Origin of the sequence: Vibrio cholerae ATCC 14035 (assembly GCF_000621645.1) — a bacterium.
GTDB classification, from domain to species: Bacteria; Pseudomonadota; Gammaproteobacteria; order Enterobacterales; family Vibrionaceae; genus Vibrio; species Vibrio cholerae.
Map to the genome: position 1 here is coordinate 153,622 of NZ_KK211322.1, position 21,664 is coordinate 175,285.

18 protein-coding genes are annotated in these 21,664 nt (G+C 48.4%); 14 read left to right on the plus strand and 4 right to left on the minus strand.

Annotation, left to right across the window (positions count from 1 at the left end):
* Positions 1-3 precede the first annotated feature (3 nt).
* The 9 genes from nusA (at position 4) to vcrM (ending at position 11,479) form a co-directional block, all read left to right on the plus strand.
* On the plus strand, positions 4-1,491 hold the full coding sequence (gene nusA / locus T411_RS0116390) for a transcription termination factor NusA (RefSeq protein WP_000031601.1): 1,488 nt from the start codon (positions 4-6) through the stop codon (positions 1,489-1,491).
* A gap of 24 nt (positions 1,492-1,515) precedes the next feature.
* Positions 1,516-4,212 (plus strand): translation initiation factor IF-2, encoded by a 2,697-nt coding sequence (infB, locus tag T411_RS0116395; protein WP_000192207.1) that lies wholly within the window; start codon positions 1,516-1,518, stop codon positions 4,210-4,212.
* Positions 4,213-4,313: 101 nt separating this feature from the next.
* Positions 4,314-4,712, plus strand: coding sequence for a 30S ribosome-binding factor RbfA (rbfA, locus tag T411_RS0116400; RefSeq protein WP_001123656.1), 399 nt, complete (start codon positions 4,314-4,316; stop codon positions 4,710-4,712).
* On the plus strand, positions 4,712-5,650 hold the full coding sequence (gene truB / locus T411_RS0116405; RefSeq protein ID WP_000252417.1) for a tRNA pseudouridine(55) synthase TruB: 939 nt from the start codon (positions 4,712-4,714) through the stop codon (positions 5,648-5,650). Before rbfA ends, truB begins: the two co-directional genes overlap by 1 nt.
* A gap of 141 nt (positions 5,651-5,791) precedes the next feature.
* Positions 5,792-6,061, plus strand: a complete 270-nt coding sequence (gene rpsO / locus T411_RS0116410) for a 30S ribosomal protein S15 (RefSeq protein WP_000055654.1) — start codon at positions 5,792-5,794, stop codon at positions 6,059-6,061.
* 362 nt (positions 6,062-6,423) lie between these two features.
* The gene (pnp, locus tag T411_RS0116415; RefSeq protein WP_000462069.1) at positions 6,424-8,562 is read left to right on the plus strand and encodes a polyribonucleotide nucleotidyltransferase; all 2,139 of its coding nucleotides are present in this window, start codon (positions 6,424-6,426) and stop codon (positions 8,560-8,562) included.
* A gap of 115 nt (positions 8,563-8,677) precedes the next feature.
* Positions 8,678-9,589, plus strand: a complete 912-nt coding sequence (nlpI, locus tag T411_RS0116420) for a lipoprotein NlpI (RefSeq protein ID WP_002033804.1) — start codon at positions 8,678-8,680, stop codon at positions 9,587-9,589.
* Between the two features lie 98 nt (positions 9,590-9,687).
* A complete protein-coding gene (locus T411_RS0116425) occupies positions 9,688-10,095 on the plus strand; it encodes a MarR family winged helix-turn-helix transcriptional regulator (RefSeq protein ID WP_000887847.1) in 408 nt (135 codons plus the stop codon).
* Between the two features lie 46 nt (positions 10,096-10,141).
* Positions 10,142-11,479: a sodium-coupled multidrug efflux MATE transporter VcrM gene (gene vcrM, locus T411_RS0116430; protein ID WP_000981941.1), complete on the plus strand. Its 1,338-nt coding sequence runs from the start codon at positions 10,142-10,144 to the stop codon at positions 11,477-11,479.
* A gap of 52 nt (positions 11,480-11,531) precedes the next feature.
* On the opposite strand, the gene T411_RS0116435 is transcribed toward vcrM, so the two are convergent.
* From T411_RS0116435 to T411_RS0116445, 3 genes are all read right to left on the minus strand, one after another.
* Entirely contained in the window at positions 11,532-12,410 is an 879-nt protein-coding gene (locus tag T411_RS0116435; protein ID WP_000872504.1) for a U32 family peptidase, read from the minus strand.
* Between the two features lie 11 nt (positions 12,411-12,421).
* Complete coding sequence (gene ubiU, locus T411_RS0116440; RefSeq protein WP_000421327.1) at positions 12,422-13,435, minus strand: ubiquinone anaerobic biosynthesis protein UbiU; 1,014 nt, start codon at positions 13,433-13,435, stop codon at positions 12,422-12,424.
* A 107-nt stretch (positions 13,436-13,542) separates the two neighbouring features.
* Positions 13,543-15,597 (minus strand): bifunctional diguanylate cyclase/phosphodiesterase, encoded by a 2,055-nt coding sequence (locus tag T411_RS0116445; protein ID WP_001111411.1) that lies wholly within the window; start codon positions 15,595-15,597, stop codon positions 13,543-13,545.
* 232 nt (positions 15,598-15,829) lie between these two features.
* Between T411_RS0116445 and ubiT the strand changes: the two genes are divergently transcribed.
* From ubiT to rimI, 4 genes are all read left to right on the plus strand, one after another.
* A complete protein-coding gene (ubiT, locus tag T411_RS0116450) occupies positions 15,830-16,357 on the plus strand; it encodes a ubiquinone anaerobic biosynthesis accessory factor UbiT (RefSeq protein WP_000932672.1) in 528 nt (175 codons plus the stop codon).
* A complete protein-coding gene (locus T411_RS0116455) occupies positions 16,341-16,844 on the plus strand; it encodes a GNAT family N-acetyltransferase (protein WP_000908540.1) in 504 nt (167 codons plus the stop codon). Before ubiT ends, T411_RS0116455 begins: the two co-directional genes overlap by 17 nt.
* A 110-nt stretch (positions 16,845-16,954) precedes the next feature.
* A complete protein-coding gene (locus T411_RS0116460) occupies positions 16,955-17,362 on the plus strand; it encodes a DNA polymerase III subunit psi (RefSeq protein WP_000953212.1) in 408 nt (135 codons plus the stop codon).
* Positions 17,359-17,808 (plus strand): ribosomal protein S18-alanine N-acetyltransferase, encoded by a 450-nt coding sequence (gene rimI, locus T411_RS0116465; protein WP_000214238.1) that lies wholly within the window; start codon positions 17,359-17,361, stop codon positions 17,806-17,808. The genes T411_RS0116460 and rimI overlap by 4 nt, the downstream gene beginning before the upstream one ends.
* Here the strand turns inward: rimI and T411_RS0116470 are convergent.
* The gene (locus tag T411_RS0116470; RefSeq protein WP_000160066.1) at positions 17,797-19,854 is read right to left on the minus strand and encodes a putative bifunctional diguanylate cyclase/phosphodiesterase; all 2,058 of its coding nucleotides are present in this window, start codon (positions 19,852-19,854) and stop codon (positions 17,797-17,799) included. The two genes, rimI and T411_RS0116470, sit on opposite strands and share 12 nt — an antisense overlap.
* A 209-nt stretch (positions 19,855-20,063) precedes the next feature.
* Between T411_RS0116470 and prfC the strand changes: the two genes are divergently transcribed.
* The gene (prfC, locus tag T411_RS0116475; protein ID WP_000108383.1) at positions 20,064-21,653 is read left to right on the plus strand and encodes a peptide chain release factor 3; all 1,590 of its coding nucleotides are present in this window, start codon (positions 20,064-20,066) and stop codon (positions 21,651-21,653) included.
* The last annotated feature ends 11 nt before the right edge of the window (positions 21,654-21,664 follow it).

The following is a 21,664-nucleotide window of genomic DNA, read 5'->3' on the forward strand; positions in this document are numbered from 1 at the left end:
ACAATGAGTAAAGAAATTTTAGCGGTAGTTGAGGCGGTTTCTAACGAGAAAGCGGTACCTCGTGAGCGTATTTTTGAAGCGCTGGAAACTGCGTTAGCGACTTCAACCAAAAAGAAGTATGAAATCGAGATCGATGTGCGCGTAGCCATCGATCGCAAAACAGGTGCGTTTGAAACGTTCCGCCGTTGGTTAGTGGTTGAGAATGTTGAGCACCCAACCAAAGAGATCTCATTTGAAGCGGCGAGCTTTGATGATGACTCGGTTCAACTGGGTGACTATATCGAAGATCAGATCGAATCAGTAACCTTTGACCGTATTACCACGCAAACTGCGAAACAAGTGATCGTACAAAAAGTGCGTGAAGCAGAACGTGCACAGATTGTTGAACAATTCATCGATAACGAAGGTGAATTGGTGACTGGTGTAGTGAAGAAAGTGAACCGTGAAACCGTGATCCTCGATCTGGGTAACAACGCTGAAGCGGTTATCCTACGTGAAGATCAACTGCCACGCGAAAACTTCCGTCCTGGCGATCGTGTTCGTGGTTTGCTGTACAAAGTGGCTCCAGAAGCACGTGGTTTCCAACTCTTCATCACTCGTTCTAAGCCAGAAATGTTGGCAGAACTGTTCCGTGTAGAAGTTCCAGAAATTGGTGAAGAGCTGATTGAGCTGAAAGCGGCTGCGCGTGATCCTGGTTCACGTGCCAAGATCGCGGTAAAAACCAATGATAAGCGTATCGACCCTGTTGGTGCGTGTGTGGGTATGCGTGGTGCACGTGTACAAGCGGTTTCTGGCGAACTGGGTGGCGAGCGTATTGATATCGTTTTGTGGGATGATAACCCAGCGCAATTCGTCATTAATGCCATGGCACCAGCCGATGTGGCATCGATCATTATGGATGAAGATGCACACTCAATGGATATCGCTGTTGAGGCTGATAACCTTGCGCAAGCGATCGGTCGTAACGGTCAAAACGTACGTTTGGCTTCTCAACTGACCGGTTGGGAACTGAATGTGATGACGGTTGCGGATCTACAGAAGAAACACCAAGAAGAGTCAATGGCATCCATCGAGAACTTCATGAAGTATCTCGATATTGAGCAAGATTTTGCTGAGCTGCTGGTTGAAGAAGGCTTCTCTACGCTAGAAGAGATCGCTTACGTACCAATGAATGAGCTGCTTGATGTTGATGGCATGGATGAAGATCTGGCAGATGAGCTACGTAGTCGTGCGAAAGAAGCGCTGACGACGATTGCTTTGGCAAAAGAAGAGTCGTTCGAAGGCCTTGAGCCTGCAGAAGATCTGCTTGCATTAGCAGGACTGGAACGCGACATGGCATTCAAACTGGCAGCGAAAGGTGTTGCGACACTGGAAGATCTGGCTGACCAAGGTGTGGATGATTTAGAAGGTATTGAAGGTCTGACCGAACAGCGTGCGGGTGAGCTTATTATGGCGGCTCGTAACATTTGTTGGTTTGGTGAAGACGCATAATTTTCAGCAAGGGGAGGAAGCGGCATGACACAAATTACCGTTAAAGCACTGAGTGAAGAAATTGGAACACCAGTAGACCGCTTATTAGAGCAACTTGCTGATGCAGGAATGAACAAGGCTGTTGCGGATCACGTATCTGAGGATGAGAAGCAGAAGCTGCTGGCTCATTTACGTAAAGAGCACGGCGATGCGACAGGCTCTGAGCCAACGCGTTTGACACTCCAGCGTAAAACCCGTAGCACACTGAGCGTGAATGCCGGTGGCGGTAAAAGTAAGAATGTTCAAGTTGAAGTGCGCAAAAAACGTACGTATGTTAAGCGCAGTTCTGTTGAAGATGAAGCGACTCGTGAAGCGGAAGAAGCCGCAATGCGCGCCGCAGAAGAGCAAGCAAAACGTGAAGCTGAAGAAGCTGCACAACGTGCGGCAGAAGAAAAAGCCAAACGTGAAGCAGAAGAAGCCGCCAAGCGTGAAGCAGAGGCAAAACGTATGGCTGAAGAGAAAGCGAAGCGTGAAACGCAAGCGGCTACACAACCACGTTCTGACGAAGAAAAATTGAAGCAAGAAGCAGCGCGCAAAGAAGCCGAGGCGCTAAAACGTCGCCAGGAAGAAGAAGCAAGACGTAAGGCCGAAGAGGAAAGTCGCCGTCAACTTGAAAAAGTACGCGAATTGGCTGAAAAAAATGGTGAGCGTTGGTCTGCTGATAAAGAGACTGTAGGTGATATGCAAGAAAACACAGATTACCATGTAACGACTTCGCGTTATGCACGCGAAGCGGAAGATGAGGCTGACCTCCACGAAGAAGGTGCTCGTCGTCGCTCGACAAAAGCGAATAAGAGAAAGATGTCCTCTCGTGACGATAACCAAGAGCGCGATTCTCGTCCTCGTGGTGGTAAAGCGGGTCGTAAAGGTCGCATCAACAAGCCAATGTCTATGCAACACGGTTTTGATAAAACCGCTGTCGTCGCGAAAGCGGATGTTGTGGTTGGTGAAACTATCGTTGTTTCTGAACTGGCACAAAAAATGTCAGTGAAAGCGACAGAAGTCATCAAAGTGATGATGAAAATGGGCGCGATGGCGACCATTAACCAAGTGATTGACCAAGAAACTGCTCAACTGGTAGCGGAAGAAATGGGTCACAAAGTGGTTCTGCGTAAGGAAAATGAGCTGGAAGAAGCGATTCTGTCGGATCGTGATGACAAGTTCGAAGAAGTTTCCCGTGCGCCAGTCGTGACCATCATGGGTCACGTTGACCACGGTAAAACCTCAACGCTGGACTATATCCGTCGTACCCACGTTGCTTCTGGTGAAGCGGGTGGTATTACTCAGCACATCGGTGCTTACCACGTTGAAACGCCAAACGGCATGATCACCTTCCTGGATACTCCTGGACACGCGGCGTTTACCGCTATGCGTGCTCGTGGTGCACAAGCAACGGATATCGTAGTACTGGTTGTTGCAGCGGACGATGGCGTAATGCCACAAACCGTCGAGGCTATCCAACACGCGAAAGCGGCGGGAGTTCCTCTGATTGTTGCAGTAAACAAGATCGATAAAGACACGGCTAACCCAGATAACGTTAAAACTGAACTGTCACAGTACAATGTGATGCCTGAAGAGTGGGGCGGTGACAACATGTTTGTTCACATCTCTGCGAAACAAGGTACTAACATTGACGGTCTACTGGAAGCTATTCTGCTGCAAGCTGAAGTTCTTGAGCTGAAAGCGGTGAAACAAGGTATGGCGTCTGGCGTGGTCATCGAATCTCGTCTGGATAAAGGCCGTGGTCCGGTAGCAACTGTTCTGGTTCAATCGGGCACTCTGCGTAAGGGTGACATTGTTCTGTGTGGCCAAGAATATGGCCGCGTTCGTGCAATGCGTGATGAAGTCGGTAACGAAGTTGAAGAAGCGGGCCCATCGATCCCAGTTGAAATCCTGGGTCTGTCTGGTGTTCCAGCGGCCGGTGATGAAGCAACCGTAGTACGTGATGAGCGTAAAGCGCGTGAAGTGGCTAACTACCGTGCAGGTAAGTTCCGCGAAGTGAAACTGGCGCGTCAACAGAAGTCTAAACTGGAGAACATGTTCTCTAACATGACTGCAGGTGATGTCGCTGAGCTGAACATTGTACTGAAAGCTGACGTACAAGGTTCAGTGGAAGCGATTGCGGACTCGTTGACCAAACTTTCAACAGACGAAGTGAAAGTCAATATCGTCGGCTCTGGTGTCGGTGGTATTACTGAAACGGATGCGGTTCTGGCGGCGGCTTCTAACGCTATCGTGGTTGGCTTTAACGTACGTGCTGATGCGTCAGCTCGCCGTATGATTGAAGCTGAAAACATCGATCTGCGTTACTACTCCATCATTTACCAATTGATCGATGAAGTGAAACAGGCGATGAGCGGTATGCTGTCTCCTGAGTTCAAACAAGAGATCATCGGTCTGGCGGAAGTTCGTGACGTATTTAAGTCACCGAAACTGGGTGCGATTGCAGGCTGTATGGTCACTGAAGGTGTGATCAAACGTAATGCTCCAATCCGCGTTCTGCGTGATAACGTAGTTATCTATGAAGGCGAACTGGAATCGCTACGTCGCTTTAAAGATGACGTTGCAGAAGTGAAGAATGGTTACGAGTGTGGTATCGGCGTTAAGAACTACAATGATGTTCGCGTCGGTGACCAGATCGAAGTATTCGAAACGATCGAAATCCAACGTACCATCGACTAATCAACTACTGTTGCATTAATCAAGGCAATATAGGTTGTTGAATACACCATGGGGGGCTGGCCAAGACCATCCCCCCATTCTTTCTATCAGTGAGAAACGATATGCCGAAAGAATTTAGCCGTACACAACGTGTGGCACAGCAATTACAAAAAGAACTGGCGATGATCCTGCAACGCGAAGTGCGTGATTCTCGCCTAGGTATGGTGACCATCTCTGATGTAGAAGTATCACGCGATTTGGCTTATGCCAAAGTGTTCGTGACCTTTCTGTGCATCGGTGAGCAAACCCCAGAATCTTGTCTGGCAGCATTGCGTGAGCACGAAGTGCAGATCCGCATGATGTTAGGTAAGCAGATCCGCTTACGTTTGACGCCAGAAATTCGCTTCTACTACGACAACACCTTGGTTGAAGGTATGCGTATGTCAAACCTCGTTACCGAAGTGATCAATAGTGACAAGCGCCGCAAGCATGAAGCGGGTCGTGATGAGGACGAAGCGTAATGGTTCGTCGACGTAAAGGTCGGGTTATCCACGGTGTGATTCTGTTGGATAAGCCGACAGGTATCTCTTCCAACGACGCTTTGCAAAAGGTTAAACGCCTCTATGGCGCTGAAAAAGCGGGACATACTGGCGCGCTTGATCCTCTGGCGACGGGCATGTTGCCAATCTGCCTCGGTGAAGCCACTAAGTTTTCCCAATTTCTGCTCGATTCTGATAAACGTTATCGTGTGATCGCCAAATTGGGTGAACGTACCGACACCTCAGATTCTGATGGTCAAGTGGTACAAACGCGTCCTGTTCACGTGGATTACGATACGCTGCTGGCCTGTATCGCCAAGTTTCGCGGTGAAACGGATCAAGTTCCATCCATGTTTTCAGCGTTGAAATACCAAGGTCGTCCACTCTACGAATACGCCCGTCAGGGTATTGAAGTGCCGCGTGAAGCGCGCAAGATCACTGTGTATGAGATTGAGCTGCATCGCTTTGAAGGTGATGAAGTGGAGATGGAAGTACACTGCTCGAAAGGCACTTATATTCGTACCATAGTCGATGATCTGGGTGAAATGCTGGGCTGTGGAGCGCATGTGACCATGCTGCGCCGTGTGGGTGTCGCTAACTATCCGTATGAGCGAATGGTGACGCTAGAGCAACTCAACGCTTTGGTTGAACAAGCCCATCGTGACGAAAAAGCGGTGGCGGACGTTCTCGATCCGCTATTACTGCCGATGGATACTGCCGTGGAAGCTTTACCCGAAGTCAACGTGATCCCAGAACTGATGACACTTATTCAGCATGGGCAAGCAGTACAGGTTTCGGGGGCACCATCCGACGGTATGGTGCGCATTACTGGCGGCGAGCAGAAGCTATTCCTTGGCGTTGGCGAGATTGACGATAACGGTAAGGTCGCGCCGAAACGCTTGGTGGTGTACGGCGAATAAATTCGTGGAAGGGCTCGCTGTATGGCGAGACATTCCGCTTGTGCGGATTAGGAATATTCCCTATAATCCGCGCTTCTCGTGTCGGCTGAATCAGAGATTGGCTGACACAAACTTAAACCTCAAACTCTTTAGGAGAGAATTATGTCTCTGAATGCAGAAACTAAAGCAGCAATCGTTGCTGAATACGCACGTTGCGAAAATGACACAGGTTCACCAGAAGTACAGATCGCTCTACTGACTGCTTCTATCAACCACCTGCAAGGTCACTTCCAAGCACACAAAGGCGATCACCACAGCCGTCGTGGTCTGCTACGTATGGTTTCAAGCCGTCGTAAACTGCTGGACTACCTGAAAGGTAAAGATCTGTCTCGTTACCAAGATCTGATCAAACGTCTAGGCCTGCGTCGTTAATTCGTCGCTGCAAAGCACAGTTTGTACAAAAAGGGGCGTAAGCCCCTTTTTTGCAGGCTAAATTTGCACTCTAAATTAGCTATCCTTCCTCTAAGTAGTTTATACTATCCGCCGTTCAGTCTACGTGGCTGAACAAGTTTGTGCTCATGGCATTACAGTCACCGTAGTCGACCAAAAGGTCGCGGCTATTAAAAACAGATTGCTCTTACAAATAGATCGCTCTTAAAAACAGATCGCCATTAAAACCGATTGTTTCTCGAACGTACTCCCAAGTTGTCAGTCTATTTTTACTAGTCGCGATTAGTAGTGCTCTGAGTATTAATGATTTGATTTCAGGCTTGTCCTGAGAATAAGGAATACTCATGTTCGAAAAACCAGTAGTAAAAACGTTTCAGTACGGTAACCACACCGTTACTCTCGAAACGGGTGTAATGGCTCGCCAAGCAACGGCAGCAGTAATGGCTACCATGGATGACACTGCGGTGTTTGTCTCTGTGGTCGGTAAGAAAGAAGCGGTAGTGGGTCAAGATTTCTTCCCTCTGACTGTAAACTACCAAGAGCGTACTTACGCGGCAGGTAAAATCCCTGGCGGTTTCTTTAAGCGCGAAGGCCGTCCTTCTGAAGGCGAAACGCTGATTGCTCGTCTGATTGACCGTCCAATTCGTCCGCTGTTCCCTGATGGTTTCACTAACGAAGTGCAAGTGATCGCGACTGTGGTTTCAGTAAACCCAGACGTGCAACCTGACATCATCTCGATGATCGGTACTTCTGCAGCACTGGCGATTTCTGGACTCCCATTCAATGGTCCAATCGGTGCGGCTCGCGTAGGTCACATTGATGGTCAATTGGTTCTGAACCCAAGTGAAAAAGAGCTGAAACAGTCTCGTTTGGATCTGGTGGTTGCGGGTACTGACAACGCAGTACTGATGGTGGAATCAGAAGCACAAATTCTGACTGAAGAAGAGATGCTGGCTGCCGTTGTGTTTGGTCATGATCAACAACAAGCCGTGATCAAAGCAATCAATGAATTCGCAGCGGAAGTGGCAACACCAGCATGGGAATGGGTTGCACCAGCCGAGAACACTGAGCTGAAAGCGAAAGTGGCTGCTCTGGCAGAAACTCGTTTGGTGGAAGCGTACCAAATCACTGAGAAAATGGCGCGTTATGATCGTATCCATGCAATCAGTTCAGAAGTGACGGCGGCTCTGCTGGCTGAAAACGAAGCTTTAGACACCAAAGAAATTCACACCATTTTCCACGATCTGGAAAAAACCGTTGTTCGTCGCAGCATCATCGCGGGTAACCCACGTATCGATGGCCGTGAAAAAGACATGGTTCGTGCTCTGGACGTTCGTACTGGCGTTCTACCACGTACTCACGGCTCTGCTCTGTTCACACGTGGTGAAACTCAGGCTCTGGTTACAGCAACTCTAGGCACTCAACGTGATGCGCAAATCATCGATGAGCTGACTGGCGAGAAGAAAGATCACTTCCTACTGCACTACAACTTCCCTCCATACTGTGTGGGTGAAACGGGTTTTGTGGGTTCTCCTAAGCGTCGTGAAATCGGTCACGGCCGTTTGGCGAAGCGTGGTATTGCTGCGGTTATGCCATCACCAGAAGAGTTCCCGTACACAGTTCGTGTCGTTTCTGAAATCACGGAATCTAACGGTTCATCTTCAATGGCTTCTGTGTGTGGTTCATCGCTTGCTCTGATGGATGCTGGTGTTCCAATCAAGGCTTCTGTTGCGGGTATCGCAATGGGTCTGGTGAAAGAAGAAAATGATTTTGTGGTTCTGTCTGACATTCTGGGTGATGAAGATCACCTAGGCGACATGGACTTTAAAGTCGCAGGTACCGCGACAGGTGTTACTGCACTGCAGATGGACATCAAGATCGAAGGCATCACCAAAGAGATCATGCAAATCGCTCTGAACCAAGCGAAAGGTGCTCGTCTACACATTCTGTCTGTGATGGATCAAGCGATCTCTGCAGCGCGTAGCGATATCTCTGAATTTGCGCCACGTATCCACACGATGAAGATCAGCGTTGAGAAGATCAAAGACGTGATCGGTAAAGGTGGTGCGGTAATTCGTCAGTTGACGGAAGAAACGGGTACCACCATCGAGATCGAAGATGACGGCACGATCAAGATTGCTGCGACTGACGGCGATCAAGCGAAAGAAGCGATCCGCCGTATTCAAGAGATCACCGCCGAAGTTGAAGTGGGCGTGATCTACACTGGTAAAGTAGCTCGTTTGGCAGACTTTGGTGCGTTTGTAACGATTCTTCCTGGTAAAGATGGTCTAGTACACATCTCTCAAATCGCTGACAAGCGCGTAGAGAAAGTGTCTGACTACCTGACTGAAGGCCAAGAAGTTCAAGTTAAAGTGCTGGAAATCGACCGCCAAGGCCGTGTACGTCTAAGCATGAAAGAAGCGGTTGAAACTTCTGATGCAGCAGCAGAAGTGGCACCACAAGCGGCACCACAAGCGGAATAATTTTCCGTTGCTAGAGCAAAAACAACACGGCTTTTACTTTTCATAATAAAAGCGTGCTATAAAGGGAGCGTTATTCGCTCCCTTTTTTATGCGAAATCCCACAGGAGTATGATGAGTGAAATGGTTTCGATTCCCGATAGCGGTGATAGGATTGGTTCTGCTGTCAGGGTGTGCCACGCAGAATGAATCTGCAACCCAATGGCTTTACCCGCCAATGGCGGTGCCGCTGCAAGCGTCGATTCAACAAGAAGTGCAAATCGCCCGCTTAAGCCAATTATTACAGCGCACGGATCTTGAGCCTGAGATACGCGCTAAAATGCTGTTCGAACGTGGCAATTATTACGACAGTGTCGGTTTACGTGATTTGGCTCGGCTCGATTTTACTCAATCGCTCTCGATTAACCCTGCGCAGCCCGATGTGTTTAACTTGCTAGGGGTGTATTACACCGAAGCGGGCGAGTTTGACGCCGCGTATGAATCCTTCGATTCGACGTTAGAATTGGATCCTAGTAACGAGTATGCCGTGCGCAATCGCGCCATCGCGCTTTACTATGGCGAGCGCCCACAACTGGCACTCGAAGAGATCACTAAGCACTATCAACAAGACCCACAAGATCCTTTTCGGGCGCTGTGGCTGTACATCATAGAAAGCGATATTGACCTGACAAAAGCGCGTACAGAACTGCTTGAACGCTATCAGCAGCACGATGAACAGTGGGGCTGGGTGCTGGTAGGACTGATGTTGGATCAACTCTCGGAAGAGGTCGCATTCAAAGCCATTATTGCGGGCTCTCGAGAAAATGAGCTATTAGCACAGCGCCTCACAGAGGCTTATTTCTACCTAGGTAAGCGTTATCAAATGCAAGGAGAACTGGCCCATGCTCTCTCTTTGTATAAGCTCGCGATTTCCTTCAATGTGTATGAATATGTGGAGCATCGCTATGCTTTTCTTGAGCTAGGGCACATCTATCAACAAGCCCGTGAAGAGCAGTTAGCGCGCGCGAAAGCCGAAGCAATGACACAATAGTTTCACCTCTCTCTGATAAAAAAGCCGCATCTTGCGGCTTTTTTTGTTGCTAGGACTCTGGCAGAATAGTTAGCCTTGCTAACTATGTGTTATCGAATATGCTCGATGTTAATTTAGAAAAAATGGAACGCTTTGCCGCCAAAGTTTGGCGTAAATATGGCAAAGAAGATCCTCTTGCTCAGCTCAGTTTTAATGAATATGACTACCTGAAAGTGATTCAAAGCGCCCCTCAAGCGATCCGTTTAACCGATTTAGCACTGGCGTTAGAAGTGAGTAAGCCCTCTGCCTCTAACATGCTGAAGAGGCTTGAACGGCGAGGTTTAGTGAAACGCGTTCAGTGCCAATCTGATGCGCGTTCTCAATTGTTTGAGCTGACGGAACAAGCGGAGTTACATCTGGCGAGTGAAGCTAAGGTTTATCAGATTTTGGCAGAACAAGTCGCGCAGAATTTATCTTCTGAAGAAGCGATGATGCTGGACTTGTTATTGGGTAAAGCCCTGCGCTAGTCAGGTTTTTATTAGATAGGCTAACTAACTAAATAGATATGTTTGTATGATGAATCGATCGATTTACCGACAGTTTGTTCGCTACACCATTCCTACGGTGGCTGCGATGCTGGTTAATGGTCTGTATCAAGTGGTGGATGGCATCTTCATTGGCCATTATGTGGGCGCTGAGGGATTAGCTGGCATTAACGTGGCTTGGCCTGTGATCGGTACCATCCTCGGGATCGGTATGCTGGTTGGGGTGGGCACTGGAGCTCTGGCTTCAATCAAACAGGGGGAAGGCCATCCTGACAGTGCTAAGCGTATTCTGGCCACTGGGTTGATGAGTTTGCTGCTACTTGCCCCTATCGTGGCTGTGATTTTGTGGTTTATGGCGGATGACTTCTTGCGTTGGCAAGGCGCTGAAGGAAGGGTGTTTGAATTAGGCCTGCAGTACCTACAAGTGTTAATTGTTGGCTGTTTGTTCACCTTAGGCTCGATTGCGATGCCGTTTTTGCTACGTAACGATCACAGCCCCAATTTGGCTACGTTATTAATGGTGATTGGTGCACTGACCAATATCGCACTTGATTACCTGTTTATCGCTTGGCTGCAATGGGAGCTGACCGGTGCAGCGATCGCCACCACTCTTGCGCAGGTGGTGGTCACGTTATTAGGCTTGGCGTATTTCTTTTCTGCCCGAGCCAATATGCGTTTAACTCGTCGTTGCTTAAGGTTGGAGTGGCACTCGTTACCCAAGATCTTCGCGATTGGCGTCTCAAGCTTTTTTATGTACGCCTACGGTTCCACCATGGTCGCGCTGCACAACACCTTGATGATCGAGTACGGCAACGCCGTCATGGTCGGTGCTTATGCGGTGATGGGTTACATAGTGACGATCTACTACCTGACCGTTGAAGGTATTGCGAATGGTATGCAGCCGCTGGCCAGCTACCATTTTGGGGCGCGTAATTACGATCACATCCGTAAGTTATTACGCTTGGCGATGGGGATTGCCGTACTGGGAGGGATGGCGTTTGTGCTGGTGCTAAACCTCTTCCCTGAGCAGGCGATTGCGATATTTAACTCCAGCGACAGCGAATTGATCGCCGGAGCGCAAATGGGCATTAAGCTGCACCTGTTTGCGATGTATCTTGATGGTTTCTTAGTGGTGAGCGCGGCGTATTACCAATCCACCAATCGCGGTGGCAAAGCCATGTTTATTACCGTGGGGAATATGTCGATCATGTTACCCTTCTTGTTTATTTTGCCGCAGTTTTTTGGGCTGACAGGGGTATGGATCGCCTTACCCATCTCCAATATTGTGCTGAGCACTGTGGTCGGCATTATGCTCTGGCGCGATGTGAACAAAATGGGGAAACCTACCCAAGTTTCCTATGCATGAAAAGGAAAAGGCAAATAAAAAGGGTTGCTGATGAGCAACCCTTTGGTAAACCTTAGCTATTTTTAACGGCCAAACCAGCTAATTGATGCCAGTAACCGTTGCACTGATGGCTGGTAATCGGCTGCGGCTTCAGCCCTTGTTCATTGGCTTTGAATTGCTCAAGATGTTGGAACGTCTCAACGCCGAGTGGGCTTAAACGCACCACATCGACCAATCCGGCCATACTTGGTAAATCGTTGACCAAGTTGTAGCAGTAACCCGACTGGGTTTGAATACCATTGAGATTAAATACCGATTGCCCCTCTTGGCTCGCGACTTGAATGCCCGTCGGGTAGCGAATACAGCAGGTCTCACATTCGTCTTTAGCGCGGTTTTCGGCGCGAGCGGTAAAGCAGCGCGCCGAATAAGCCAGCGGTAAATAGCCGTGGCTAAACACTTCTACTTCAAATTGTCCGCGAATATTGAGCTCATCACACTGTTGTAAGGTGTTGATTAGCCAGTCTCGTGACAGCTCAACTGGCATACACCAACGGATCATGCCTTGTTTTAAAAACAGCTTGAGAGTGTGTGCGTTATAGGTATTGACGGCCGGCCCGACGATAAAAGGAAGGCCTTTTTCGTGCGCCATCTGAATAGCGGAAACATCATTGGCTTCAATCGCGAAGTCACCGTTATCGATGTACTTCTTCATCACATTGATTTCACTTGGCGCTTCAAGCAGTGCCATAGTAGAAAGCACCACTTGTTTGCCAGCAGCAGAGAGGGATTTGGCAATCTCAAACCAGTGTTGTGGTTTCATTTCACGGCGCTTCGAGCAGACGGTTTCACCAAGATAAATGACATCCGCCATGCTGGCGGCGGCTTGAGTATAGAAACTTTCAACGTCCTGTTTTGGCCAGAAATAGAGTAGTGGACCTAAAGCATATTTCATGATCGTTGCCCTTATTGCCATTGACGGTGATAGGCACCAAGTGTGGTTTGGGTACCTTCTGAGACATTGGCCAGTGCCGCATTCCATTTGGGTTCGACATGGTATTGCGCAGGATTGGCTAAGTAGCGATCAATCGCGGCACGCCAAGTGCGGGTGACTTGTTCGACATACGCAGGGCTTCGTTGACGCCCCTCAATTTTTACTGAAGCCACATTGGCGGCAAACAGCTCTGGCAGCAGTGACAAGGTATTTAAACTGGTTGGCTCTTCAAGAGCGTGATAGCACTTTCGTTCACCTTCAATATCCGTGATGAAGCGCCCTTTACACAGGGTTGGATAACCTGCATTTTCCCCCGCCGCATACTTATCAATCAAAATTTCGTTCAAGCGAGATTCAAGCCCTGATTCTGTCTCTTGCCAGCGTACATATTTGGCGGGAGAGCAAGCTCCAACCGTATTAGGCGACTCACCCGTCATGTAAGAGGAGAGATAACAGCGGCCTTCCGACATGATGCACAAGCTGCCAAAAGCGAACACTTCCAGCTCGACACCTTGTGGAATATTACGCGAAAGCTGCTTCACCTGATGAATGGAAAGCACGCGCGGCAGAACGACACGTTTGACGTTAAAATTCTGATGATAAAATTCAACGGCTTTCACGTTGGTGGCTGATGCTTGCACGGAAAGGTGCAGTTCAAGGTGTGGGTAGTGGCGCGCCGCATACTCCAGCACGGCAATATCGGCAATGATCAAGGCATCAACCCCGAGATCGGCCGCTTGATCTACCGCGTTAGTCCAGCGCTCGAAACCATTAGGATGGGCGAAGGTGTTGAGTGCAATATGAATTTTTTTATTGTGGTCGTGCACGTAATCCACCGCTTTTTCGAGCTTTTTGCCGCTAAAATTAAGGCCGGCAAAGTGGCGAGCGTTGGTATCATCTTTGAAACCGATATAAACCGCATCGGCACCACAATCAATCGCTGTTTTCAGGGCCGGCAAATTTCCGGCCGGACAGAGAAGTTCCATAGCGTAAGGCTCTGAATTCAGGGAATAGTGAACGCATTTTAGGAAGGATTGAGTCTCCCCGATTTGATGTAAGGCAGGTTTCCACCAATCAGAGTAAAATTAACCCCTTAGAGGGATTTGCGATGGCGGCGATTTTGCGCAAACAACTCTTCCACTTCGTGCTTCGGTTGTGGGCGATAAAAATGGAAGCCTTGGATGGAGTGGCAATTTAGGTTGGAGAGTAAAGTGGCTTGTTGCTGAGTTTCTACTCCTTCTGCAACTACGGTCAGGTTCAGTGAGCGCCCCAAATTAATGATGTTTTCAATCACCGTGAGCTGTTTGGGTAGAGTGTCGATATTACTGATAAACGCGCGGTCGATTTTGAGCTCATCGATCGGGAAGCGAGCTAAATAAGCCAGCGACGAGTAACCTGTACCGAAGTCATCAATTGACAAGGTGAAGCCGAGTTTCTTGATGGCATTGAGCATTTGCTGGGTATGTTCACTATCGCTCATCACCGCACTTTCGGTCAGTTCAAATGTGATGTTGTTGGGATCTAGCCCAGTTGTTCGCAGTAGTTTTTCTAAATAATCAATCAGTTGAGGATTGCCAAACTGCTCGGGGGAGATGTTGATCGCCACACGTCCGGGTAAAATGCCTTGTAGCTTCCAGCGCTTGACGGTCGCGAAGACTTCACGCATAACCACGCGACCCAAATGTTCGATTAAGCCGGCTTTTTCCGCAACGGGAATGAAAGCACCTGGGCTGATATAGCCTTCAACGGGATGTTTCCAGCGTACCAAGGCTTCTGCGCCATTGATGCTAAAATCACGCGCGTTGACTTTCGGTTGGTACCACACTTCTAGGCCGTTTTGTTGTAGCGCTTTTTGCAGTTCAATTTCCAACCAAAGGCGCATCCGCGCTTCTTTGTTCATCTGATCATTGAATTTGATCAGGCGATTGCGACCGCGCTCTTTAGCCTCATACATCGCGGTATCGGCATTTTGCAGTAATACGCGAGCATCATTGCCGTCACCGGGATAACGCACGCTGCCAATCGAACAAGCTAAACGCTTACTGAAATGGTGCAGGTCAAAAGGCTGATTAATCAAAGAGATAATGCGATCTGCCAACATTTCTGCAGAGCGGTTGTGTTCTGGCTCCGGCAAGATCAAACCAAACTCATCACCGCCCAAATGGCCAAGTACGGCTTGCTGTGGCAGTAAGCGTTTTAAACGTGCCGCCACCTCTTTAATCACTTTGTCACCGATGTGATGGCCGAGAGAGTCATTGATGTTTTTGAAGTTATCAATGTCCAGATAGAGCATAACCAAAGGCGTCTCATTTTGGATGCACTGCTCTAAGCGCTTGGTAAACCCGTGTCGGTTATACAGCCCAGTGAGGCTATCAATATGCGCATCGACTTGAGTGGTCGCAGAAAACTGTTTTGGGGCTTCATCGGCATCTTGCAATAAGATCAACTGCGACTGATTACCGAGTAAAGAGGTGCAACCTGCGTGTAACTGGATTTTCCGTTCAAACCCACACCTTGGCCCGGTCAAGCACACCAAGGGTTTTTCTGTCAGTAGCGAAGCCAACTGCGATGAAAAAACGGTTTTGGTCTTTTCATCAATAAACAGTCTGGAGAGATTTTCTCCGAGCAGTTTTTGTGCGTCGTCAAAACCGAGTAAACGTGCAGCGGAAGGGTTGGCAGAAATAATGCAGTCATTTTCCACCATCATTAAACCATCAGGTAGCAGTGTCGTGAGGAGTGCGTATTTGCTTTCCGATTCTTCCAGAGAGCGCACTAAAATCTGCTTTTCTGAGGTATCAATCGCGTGGAATACAAGGTATTGCACCCGATCGTTGATCATGATGGGGGAGAGAGAAAAGTGTAAGCTGGTTTCGAGGTCGATTTCGCTGAGGGTCAGCTCGGACTCAATATGCTCGTTGTTAAACGCACGTTCGTAAAACGGTTTGAGATGGCGATAAAAATGTTCGCCCAGAACCTGACTATCGCTCATCCCGACCATCTCTTCGCTAGAGAGACCGGCGATATCACAATAGCGCTCGTTGACCATCACGTATTGGTGTTGATCATTGAGGATTGCAAAAAAGAACGGACTGTGTGACGTAATTTTTGCAAACCAATGCTTGAGCTGAGATGAGGTTTGAGCAGGCATTTAAAATACTACCAACTGTCCGTGCGCGACGACGTTTATAATATCCCCTTTAACAGCGTATGTCGTTGGGGTATAGCGTTACCAATTCGGTAACATGATTAACTATAACTGTGATTTCCACAGTAGAAAAGGATCTTGGCCTGAAGTTATTTTTTGATACATAACAGGAATCCAGGTGCTGACATCCAGTATGATGGGCGCAGATTGACTAACAAGGTAACGGATAACGCTCGTGTTAAACAAGATTCGCACTCAACTGGTTCAGAACGCTGCTTCAATTTTGCGATCTCCAATCCACTTATTGCCCCAAAACGTTCAAAAAAAAGCCTTGCTTGATGCAATGGGTTTAGTATTCCGCGAAGCCTTACAGGACGGAGACTTCGAATTCCTCGAAGATAAATGGCTGAAAGTCGAAGTAAAAGACATGGAATTGCGCTGGTTTATCAGTTACCAAAACGACAAGTTAGTCGTCGCAGATAAACCCGTCGCTGAAGATGTGAGTTTTAGCGGAAATCTGAATGATTTGGTTTTAATCGCCGGACGTAAGGAAGATCCAGATACGCTGTTCTTCCAGCGTCGACTCTCCATCGAAGGGGATACCGAACTCGGTTTGGAAGTGAAAAACCTGATGGATAGCGTGGATCTACAACAATTGCCGAAAGCGTTACAGATTTTGCTTCACCAACTGGCCGATTTTGTGCATAAAGGGATGCAAACGCCGAATTCATCCCACGAGGTTATTAATGCTTATTCGAACTGAAGCGCCTGCTGATATTTTGGTGGTCGATCAACTGTTGAAAAACGTCTTTGCTACTGAGGCAGAGGCGGATTTAGTGATGGCGCTGCGTGAAAATGGCCAGCGCACTTTGTCACTGGTGGCTTGCGATGATGAAGGTGAGATTGTTGGGCATGTGATGTTCAGTCCTGTCACGTTAGAAGGCGAGGATCTCAACTGGCAAGGTCTTGCACCTCTCGCGGTAAAAGAAGAATACCGTCGCCAAGGCATTGGTGCCGAGTTAGTCAAAGAAGGGTTAAGCTCGCTTGGGGAGCTTGGCTATCCTGCTTGTGTGGTGCTTGGCGATCCGGCCTACTACTCACGTTTTGGCTTTGAAGATGCCGCGCGTTATTCGCTGCGTTGTGCTTGGGATGTACCGCAGGGAGCATTTCAAGTGGTGGCGCTATGGGAGCGTGAGTTAGATGGTCGATGTGGAGTGATTGAATACAGCCAAGAGTTTGCGGCTTTATAAATCCAATCCATACTGAAAAGGAGCCTTTCTGCTCCTTTTTCTCTCTAGTCCTTGAGTCGTCTATCACCAGTTTGTTAGCATTGCCGCTCAGATAGGCTGCGAGTAACACCATGCTTTCTTCTTCACACTATTTGTCCGCGATGGACATTCAACAATGGGAATTGATCCATCCAGAGCGTTTGGCCGGATTTCAGCCGCGCACACAAACGCTGGATCACGATTGCCGACTCTTGTTGGTGGCCAATCAACCGCCACAAGGCGCGGAAATTCTGTTGCTGGAGAGAATTCTCAAAAGCTTTCAGCTTGAGCTGTCGATGGTTCGCTACATCGCACCGATTCAGCTCAGTCAACTTGCCTATACTGGACTCGAGTGGATCTGGTTTGCGGGCTGCGATCCCTTATCTCATCAGGCTCAAAAACAGCTGCATTCACCGCGGTTGAGTGACATTGATGGCAATACTCAATACCGCCGCGCGTTGTGGCAGCAAATTTGCGCTCATCAAGGAATCGCATCATGACGACTGTTTTTACTGCAATGCAACCGACCCATCTGGATGCTGTTTGGCGCATTGAATGTGCAGCGCATTCCCATCCTTGGGCGGAGTCCTTAGTGCGTGATTTAACTAGCCGTGGAGCATGCCATCAAGTCATGTTGGTGGATCAACAGGTTGTGGGGTATTTCTATGCCCAGAATATTGTTGGCGAAGTGACCTTATTGAATATTGCGATTGATCCGGCGCAGCAAGGCAAAGGTTATGGTCAGCAGCTTTTGCAGCACTTTATTGCGTTGTGTGAACAGCAAAAAGCAGAAAGCGCATGGCTAGAAGTGCGCGAAAGTAATCAGCGAGCTTTTGCGCTGTATCAGCGAGCGGGGTTTAATGAAATCGATCGCCGTGTTAACTATTACCCCGTGGCAAAGGGTAAAAGTGAAGATGCGATCATCATGAGCTACCTATTTTTGTAAACTGTTTGTCGCAACGGGTAAGGTTTGAATTTTGCGATAACTGTTGCTGACAAAACGCTGTGCAATCTCTTCGGCTCGCAGCGGTTTATCAAACAGGTAGCCTTGGAATTGGTTACACCCCAGTTTTTTGAGTGCGGCCAACTCAGAGGTGTCTTCCACCCCTTCGGCAATCACTTCTAAATTCAGTTTTCTGGCAATCGCTAAGATTGTGTCGACGATCGCTTGATCGTTATCATCAAGGTGCAGTTGATTGACAAACGAGCGGTCAATTTTCAGCACATCGACCGCAAGATGCTTGAGGTAACGCAGCGAAGAGTAGCCTGTTCCAAAGTCATCAATCGAAATACTGATTTGGCTCTCTTTCAACTTGGCCATTTTTTCTATGGCGCTCTCAACGTTTTCCAGCAGTAAGCTTTCAGTTATCTCTAATTCTATCGGCTCCCCCGTGATCCCTGCTTGGCGTAAAGCGTGGTTCACCTGCTCAATAAAAGACTCCTGAGCAAACTGTAGTGGGCTGATATTGATCGCCAAACGGCGAAAATGGGGCGGTAAAATGCCTTGTTTTTTCCACTGGGCATATTGATAACACGCTTGCTCAATGATCCAGTTGCCTATCGGTAAAATTTGTCCTGTTTCTTCTGCGATCGGCATAAAAACACCGGGAGGCAACAACCCTCGTTTAGGATGGTTCCAGCGGATCAGCGCTTCGACACCAATAATGTTGTGCTGCTCGTCGACCTGAGGTTGGTAGAAAAGCTCGAGTTGGCGCTGATTGAGCGCTTCATGCAAGCCTTTTTCAATTTCAAGGAAAGACTCCACCTGCGCCTGCATTTCCGGCTCATAGAACATGAACTTGTTACGCCCACTGGCTTTGGCGCGATACAGTGCGGTATCCGCTTGACGTAATACATCAATATTACAGCTTCCTACGGAAGGGAAAACCGAAATCCCGATACTCACGGTACAGTAGAACTGGTGATCGTCCACCGCATAAGGGTTGGAAATCAGAGTGAGTAGCTGCTTGGCCACTTCCTCAGCTTTCGCAGGCGAGAGATAAGGGATCAGCACTGCAAACTCATCGCCACCAATTCGTGCTGACAGGTAGTCGTTTTTAGTCCATGCCTCCATGCGCAGCGCCACGGCTTTAATCAACTGGTCACCGATGGTATGACCGAGTGAGTCATTAATGGTTTTAAAGCGATCCAAGTCGAGATAGAACAGTACGCCAGTACTGTGCGAGTTTTGCGCAGTTTCAATCGCATCACTCAATTTTTGCAGCAACAAACTGCGATTGGCGAGGCCAGTGAGGCTGTCATAATAAGCCAATTGATTGAGTTTCGATTCTGCTAGCTCTTTGCCTTTCCACATCGATTGAAACGTCGACGCGAGCTCACTGAGTTCATCGTCATGAGTAAGACGAAGAGGCAGAGGTGAGCGCTGTGTGTCATTGAGTGAGTTAACCCAAGTGATCAGCATGGTGATTGGGCGAGAGAGCTTTTGGTAGAAAAACAGCAGTAAAATGGTCGTCAATAGCGTATTACGTAATAGGTCGAAGAGCAGTACGCGAGTGGTTTTGGCGATGAACACCTTGGCTATTGATGAGCCATCGATGTAGAAGCTCAGTTTGCCGACCACCACGTTGGAGTTAGGTTGATGCAGCTCAGCACTAAACACGGAAACCGCAGGGGTAAGATAGCTGGCGAGTACACTGACTAATTGACTCTGTTCACTGATTGCTTTTTCTTTACGTGTCATCACATCGCCAAAGTCATCCACAATCTCCACTTTGAAGATGCCAGGGTCGAGCATCAAGGTGGTGGCGACTTGCTCGGCGAGTAGATTATTAAGATGGTAAGCCGCCTGACTGGCGTTTTCATAACTCTGCACCAATTTAAAGTTATAGTGCTCCTGCACCTTGCTCTGCTCTTGGTGCAGATCGGATAAGGTGTGGTAAAAACTAAAACAGAGTCCCAACAGTACAGAGACTAAAAACACGCTTTTGGCTTGCTTAAAGGCCAAAGAATGAATCTTGCGAAATTTGGTCATAGGCCCGACTTCATTTTTTTCTACTCTCTACAGTTATAGTCCAAATTTATTGATAAATTAATTAAAACTGCCATGAGAAAATATGAATTCACTCATTGAATACAGTGAAGTTGCTCCCTGCGCCAAGATAGGGGAGAATACCGCGCAAATTTGAACCGAAACGCTCGCTAGCTTATGTTGGGCTGATTGAGCACAAAGAGAACTTGTTGATGTCAACTACACCCTATTTCGGCGAAGTATCAAAGCGCCGTACTTTCGCGATCATCTCGCACCCTGACGCGGGTAAAACCACGATTACTGAAAAAGTCCTGCTTTTCGGACGTGCGATCCAAGTAGCCGGCACGGTAAAAGGCCGTGGCTCAAACCAGCATGCAAAATCTGACTGGATGGAAATGGAAAAAGAGCGTGGTATTTCGGTGACCACCTCTGTTATGCAATTCCCGTACGGCGATTGTCTGGTGAACCTTTTGGATACTCCGGGACACGAAGACTTCTCGGAAGATACTTATCGTACCCTGACCGCAGTTGACTCTTGTTTGATGGTGATTGATGCGGCGAAAGGGGTTGAAGATCGTACCCGTAAGTTGATGGAAGTGACCCGTCTGCGTGATACGCCGATCGTGACCTTCATGAACAAACTTGACCGTGAAATCCGTGACCCGATGGAGTTGATGGATGAAGTGGAAAATGAGCTGAAAATTGCTTGTTCGCCGATCACATGGCCAATCGGTTGTGGTAAAGAGTTTAAAGGTGTTTACCACATTCATCGTGATGAAACCATTTTGTACACTTCAGGCCAAGGCCACACCATCCAAGAAGAACGCATTATCAAAGGCTTGGATAACCCTGAGCTGGATCAAGCCGTCGGTGCTAATTTAGCGGCGCAGCTGCGTGAAGAGTTAGAATTGGTACTCGGCGCGTCACATGAGTTTGATCGTGAGTTGTTCCTGCAAGGCGAACTGACTCCGGTATTCTTTGGTACAGCACTGGGTAACTTTGGGGTTGATCATATGCTGGACGGCCTGACCCAATGGGCACCATCACCTATGCCTCGTCAGGCGGCTGAGCGTGTGGTTGAGGCGAGCGAAGAGAAATTCACTGGCTTTGTGTTTAAAATTCAAGCCAACATGGATCCTAAACATCGCGACCGGATTGCTTTCGTGCGTATTGTATCGGGCACCTACAAGCAAGGCATGAAGATGAACCATGTGCGCCTTGGTAAGCAGGTTAATATTTCTGATGCGGTAACCTTTATGGCGGGCGACCGTGCACGCGCAGAAGAGGCATTTGCTGGCGATATTATCGGCCTGCATAACCACGGCACGATCCAGATTGGCGATACTTTTACCCAAGGTGAAACGCTGAAATTTACTGGTATTCCGAACTTCGCGCCTGAACTGTTCCGCCGTATTCGTCTGCGTGACCCACTCAAGCAAAAGCAACTGCTGAAAGGCTTAGTACAGCTTTCGGAAGAGGGTGCGGTGCAGGTTTTCCGTCCGCTCCAAAACAACGACCTCATCGTGGGTGCGGTGGGGGTACTGCAGTTTGATGTGGTGGTATCGCGTCTGAAATCGGAATACAACGTTGAAGCCATCTATGAAGGCGTTAACGTTGCGACCGCGCGTTGGGTTGAGTGTGACGATGTGAAGAAGTTTGAAGAGTTCAAACGCAAAAACCAGAGCAACCTTGCGCTGGATGGGGGCGATAATCTTGCGTATATCGCACCCACCATGGTGAATTTGAACTTGGCGCAGGAGCGTTCACCTGAGGTGAAATTCCGCGCGACTCGTGAACACTAAGGATTAAGCTT

Excerpts from the sequence above, each read along its gene's own strand:
- nusA (WP_000031601.1), top strand. The coding sequence starts at position 4 with ATGAGTAAAGAAATTTTAGCGGTAGTTGAGGCGGTTTCTAACGAGAAA.
- infB (WP_000192207.1), top strand. The coding sequence starts at position 1,516 with ATGACACAAATTACCGTTAAAGCACTGAGTGAAGAAATTGGAACACCA.
- rbfA (WP_001123656.1), top strand. The coding sequence starts at position 4,314 with ATGCCGAAAGAATTTAGCCGTACACAACGTGTGGCACAGCAATTACAA.
- truB (WP_000252417.1), top strand. The coding sequence starts at position 4,712 with ATGGTTCGTCGACGTAAAGGTCGGGTTATCCACGGTGTGATTCTGTTG.
- rpsO (WP_000055654.1), top strand. The coding sequence starts at position 5,792 with ATGTCTCTGAATGCAGAAACTAAAGCAGCAATCGTTGCTGAATACGCA.
- pnp (WP_000462069.1), top strand. The coding sequence starts at position 6,424 with ATGTTCGAAAAACCAGTAGTAAAAACGTTTCAGTACGGTAACCACACC.
- T411_RS0116425 (WP_000887847.1), top strand. The coding sequence starts at position 9,688 with ATGCTCGATGTTAATTTAGAAAAAATGGAACGCTTTGCCGCCAAAGTT.
- vcrM (WP_000981941.1), top strand. The coding sequence starts at position 10,142 with ATGATGAATCGATCGATTTACCGACAGTTTGTTCGCTACACCATTCCT.
- T411_RS0116435 (WP_000872504.1), bottom strand. The coding sequence starts at position 12,410 with ATGAAATATGCTTTAGGTCCACTACTCTATTTCTGGCCAAAACAGGAC.
- ubiU (WP_000421327.1), bottom strand. The coding sequence starts at position 13,435 with ATGGAACTTCTCTGTCCGGCCGGAAATTTGCCGGCCCTGAAAACAGCG.
- T411_RS0116445 (WP_001111411.1), bottom strand. The coding sequence starts at position 15,597 with ATGCCTGCTCAAACCTCATCTCAGCTCAAGCATTGGTTTGCAAAAATT.
- T411_RS0116455 (WP_000908540.1), top strand. The coding sequence starts at position 16,341 with ATGCTTATTCGAACTGAAGCGCCTGCTGATATTTTGGTGGTCGATCAA.
- T411_RS0116460 (WP_000953212.1), top strand. The coding sequence starts at position 16,955 with ATGCTTTCTTCTTCACACTATTTGTCCGCGATGGACATTCAACAATGG.
- rimI (WP_000214238.1), top strand. The coding sequence starts at position 17,359 with ATGACGACTGTTTTTACTGCAATGCAACCGACCCATCTGGATGCTGTT.
- T411_RS0116470 (WP_000160066.1), bottom strand. The coding sequence starts at position 19,854 with ATGACCAAATTTCGCAAGATTCATTCTTTGGCCTTTAAGCAAGCCAAA.
- prfC (WP_000108383.1), top strand. The coding sequence starts at position 20,064 with ATGTCAACTACACCCTATTTCGGCGAAGTATCAAAGCGCCGTACTTTC.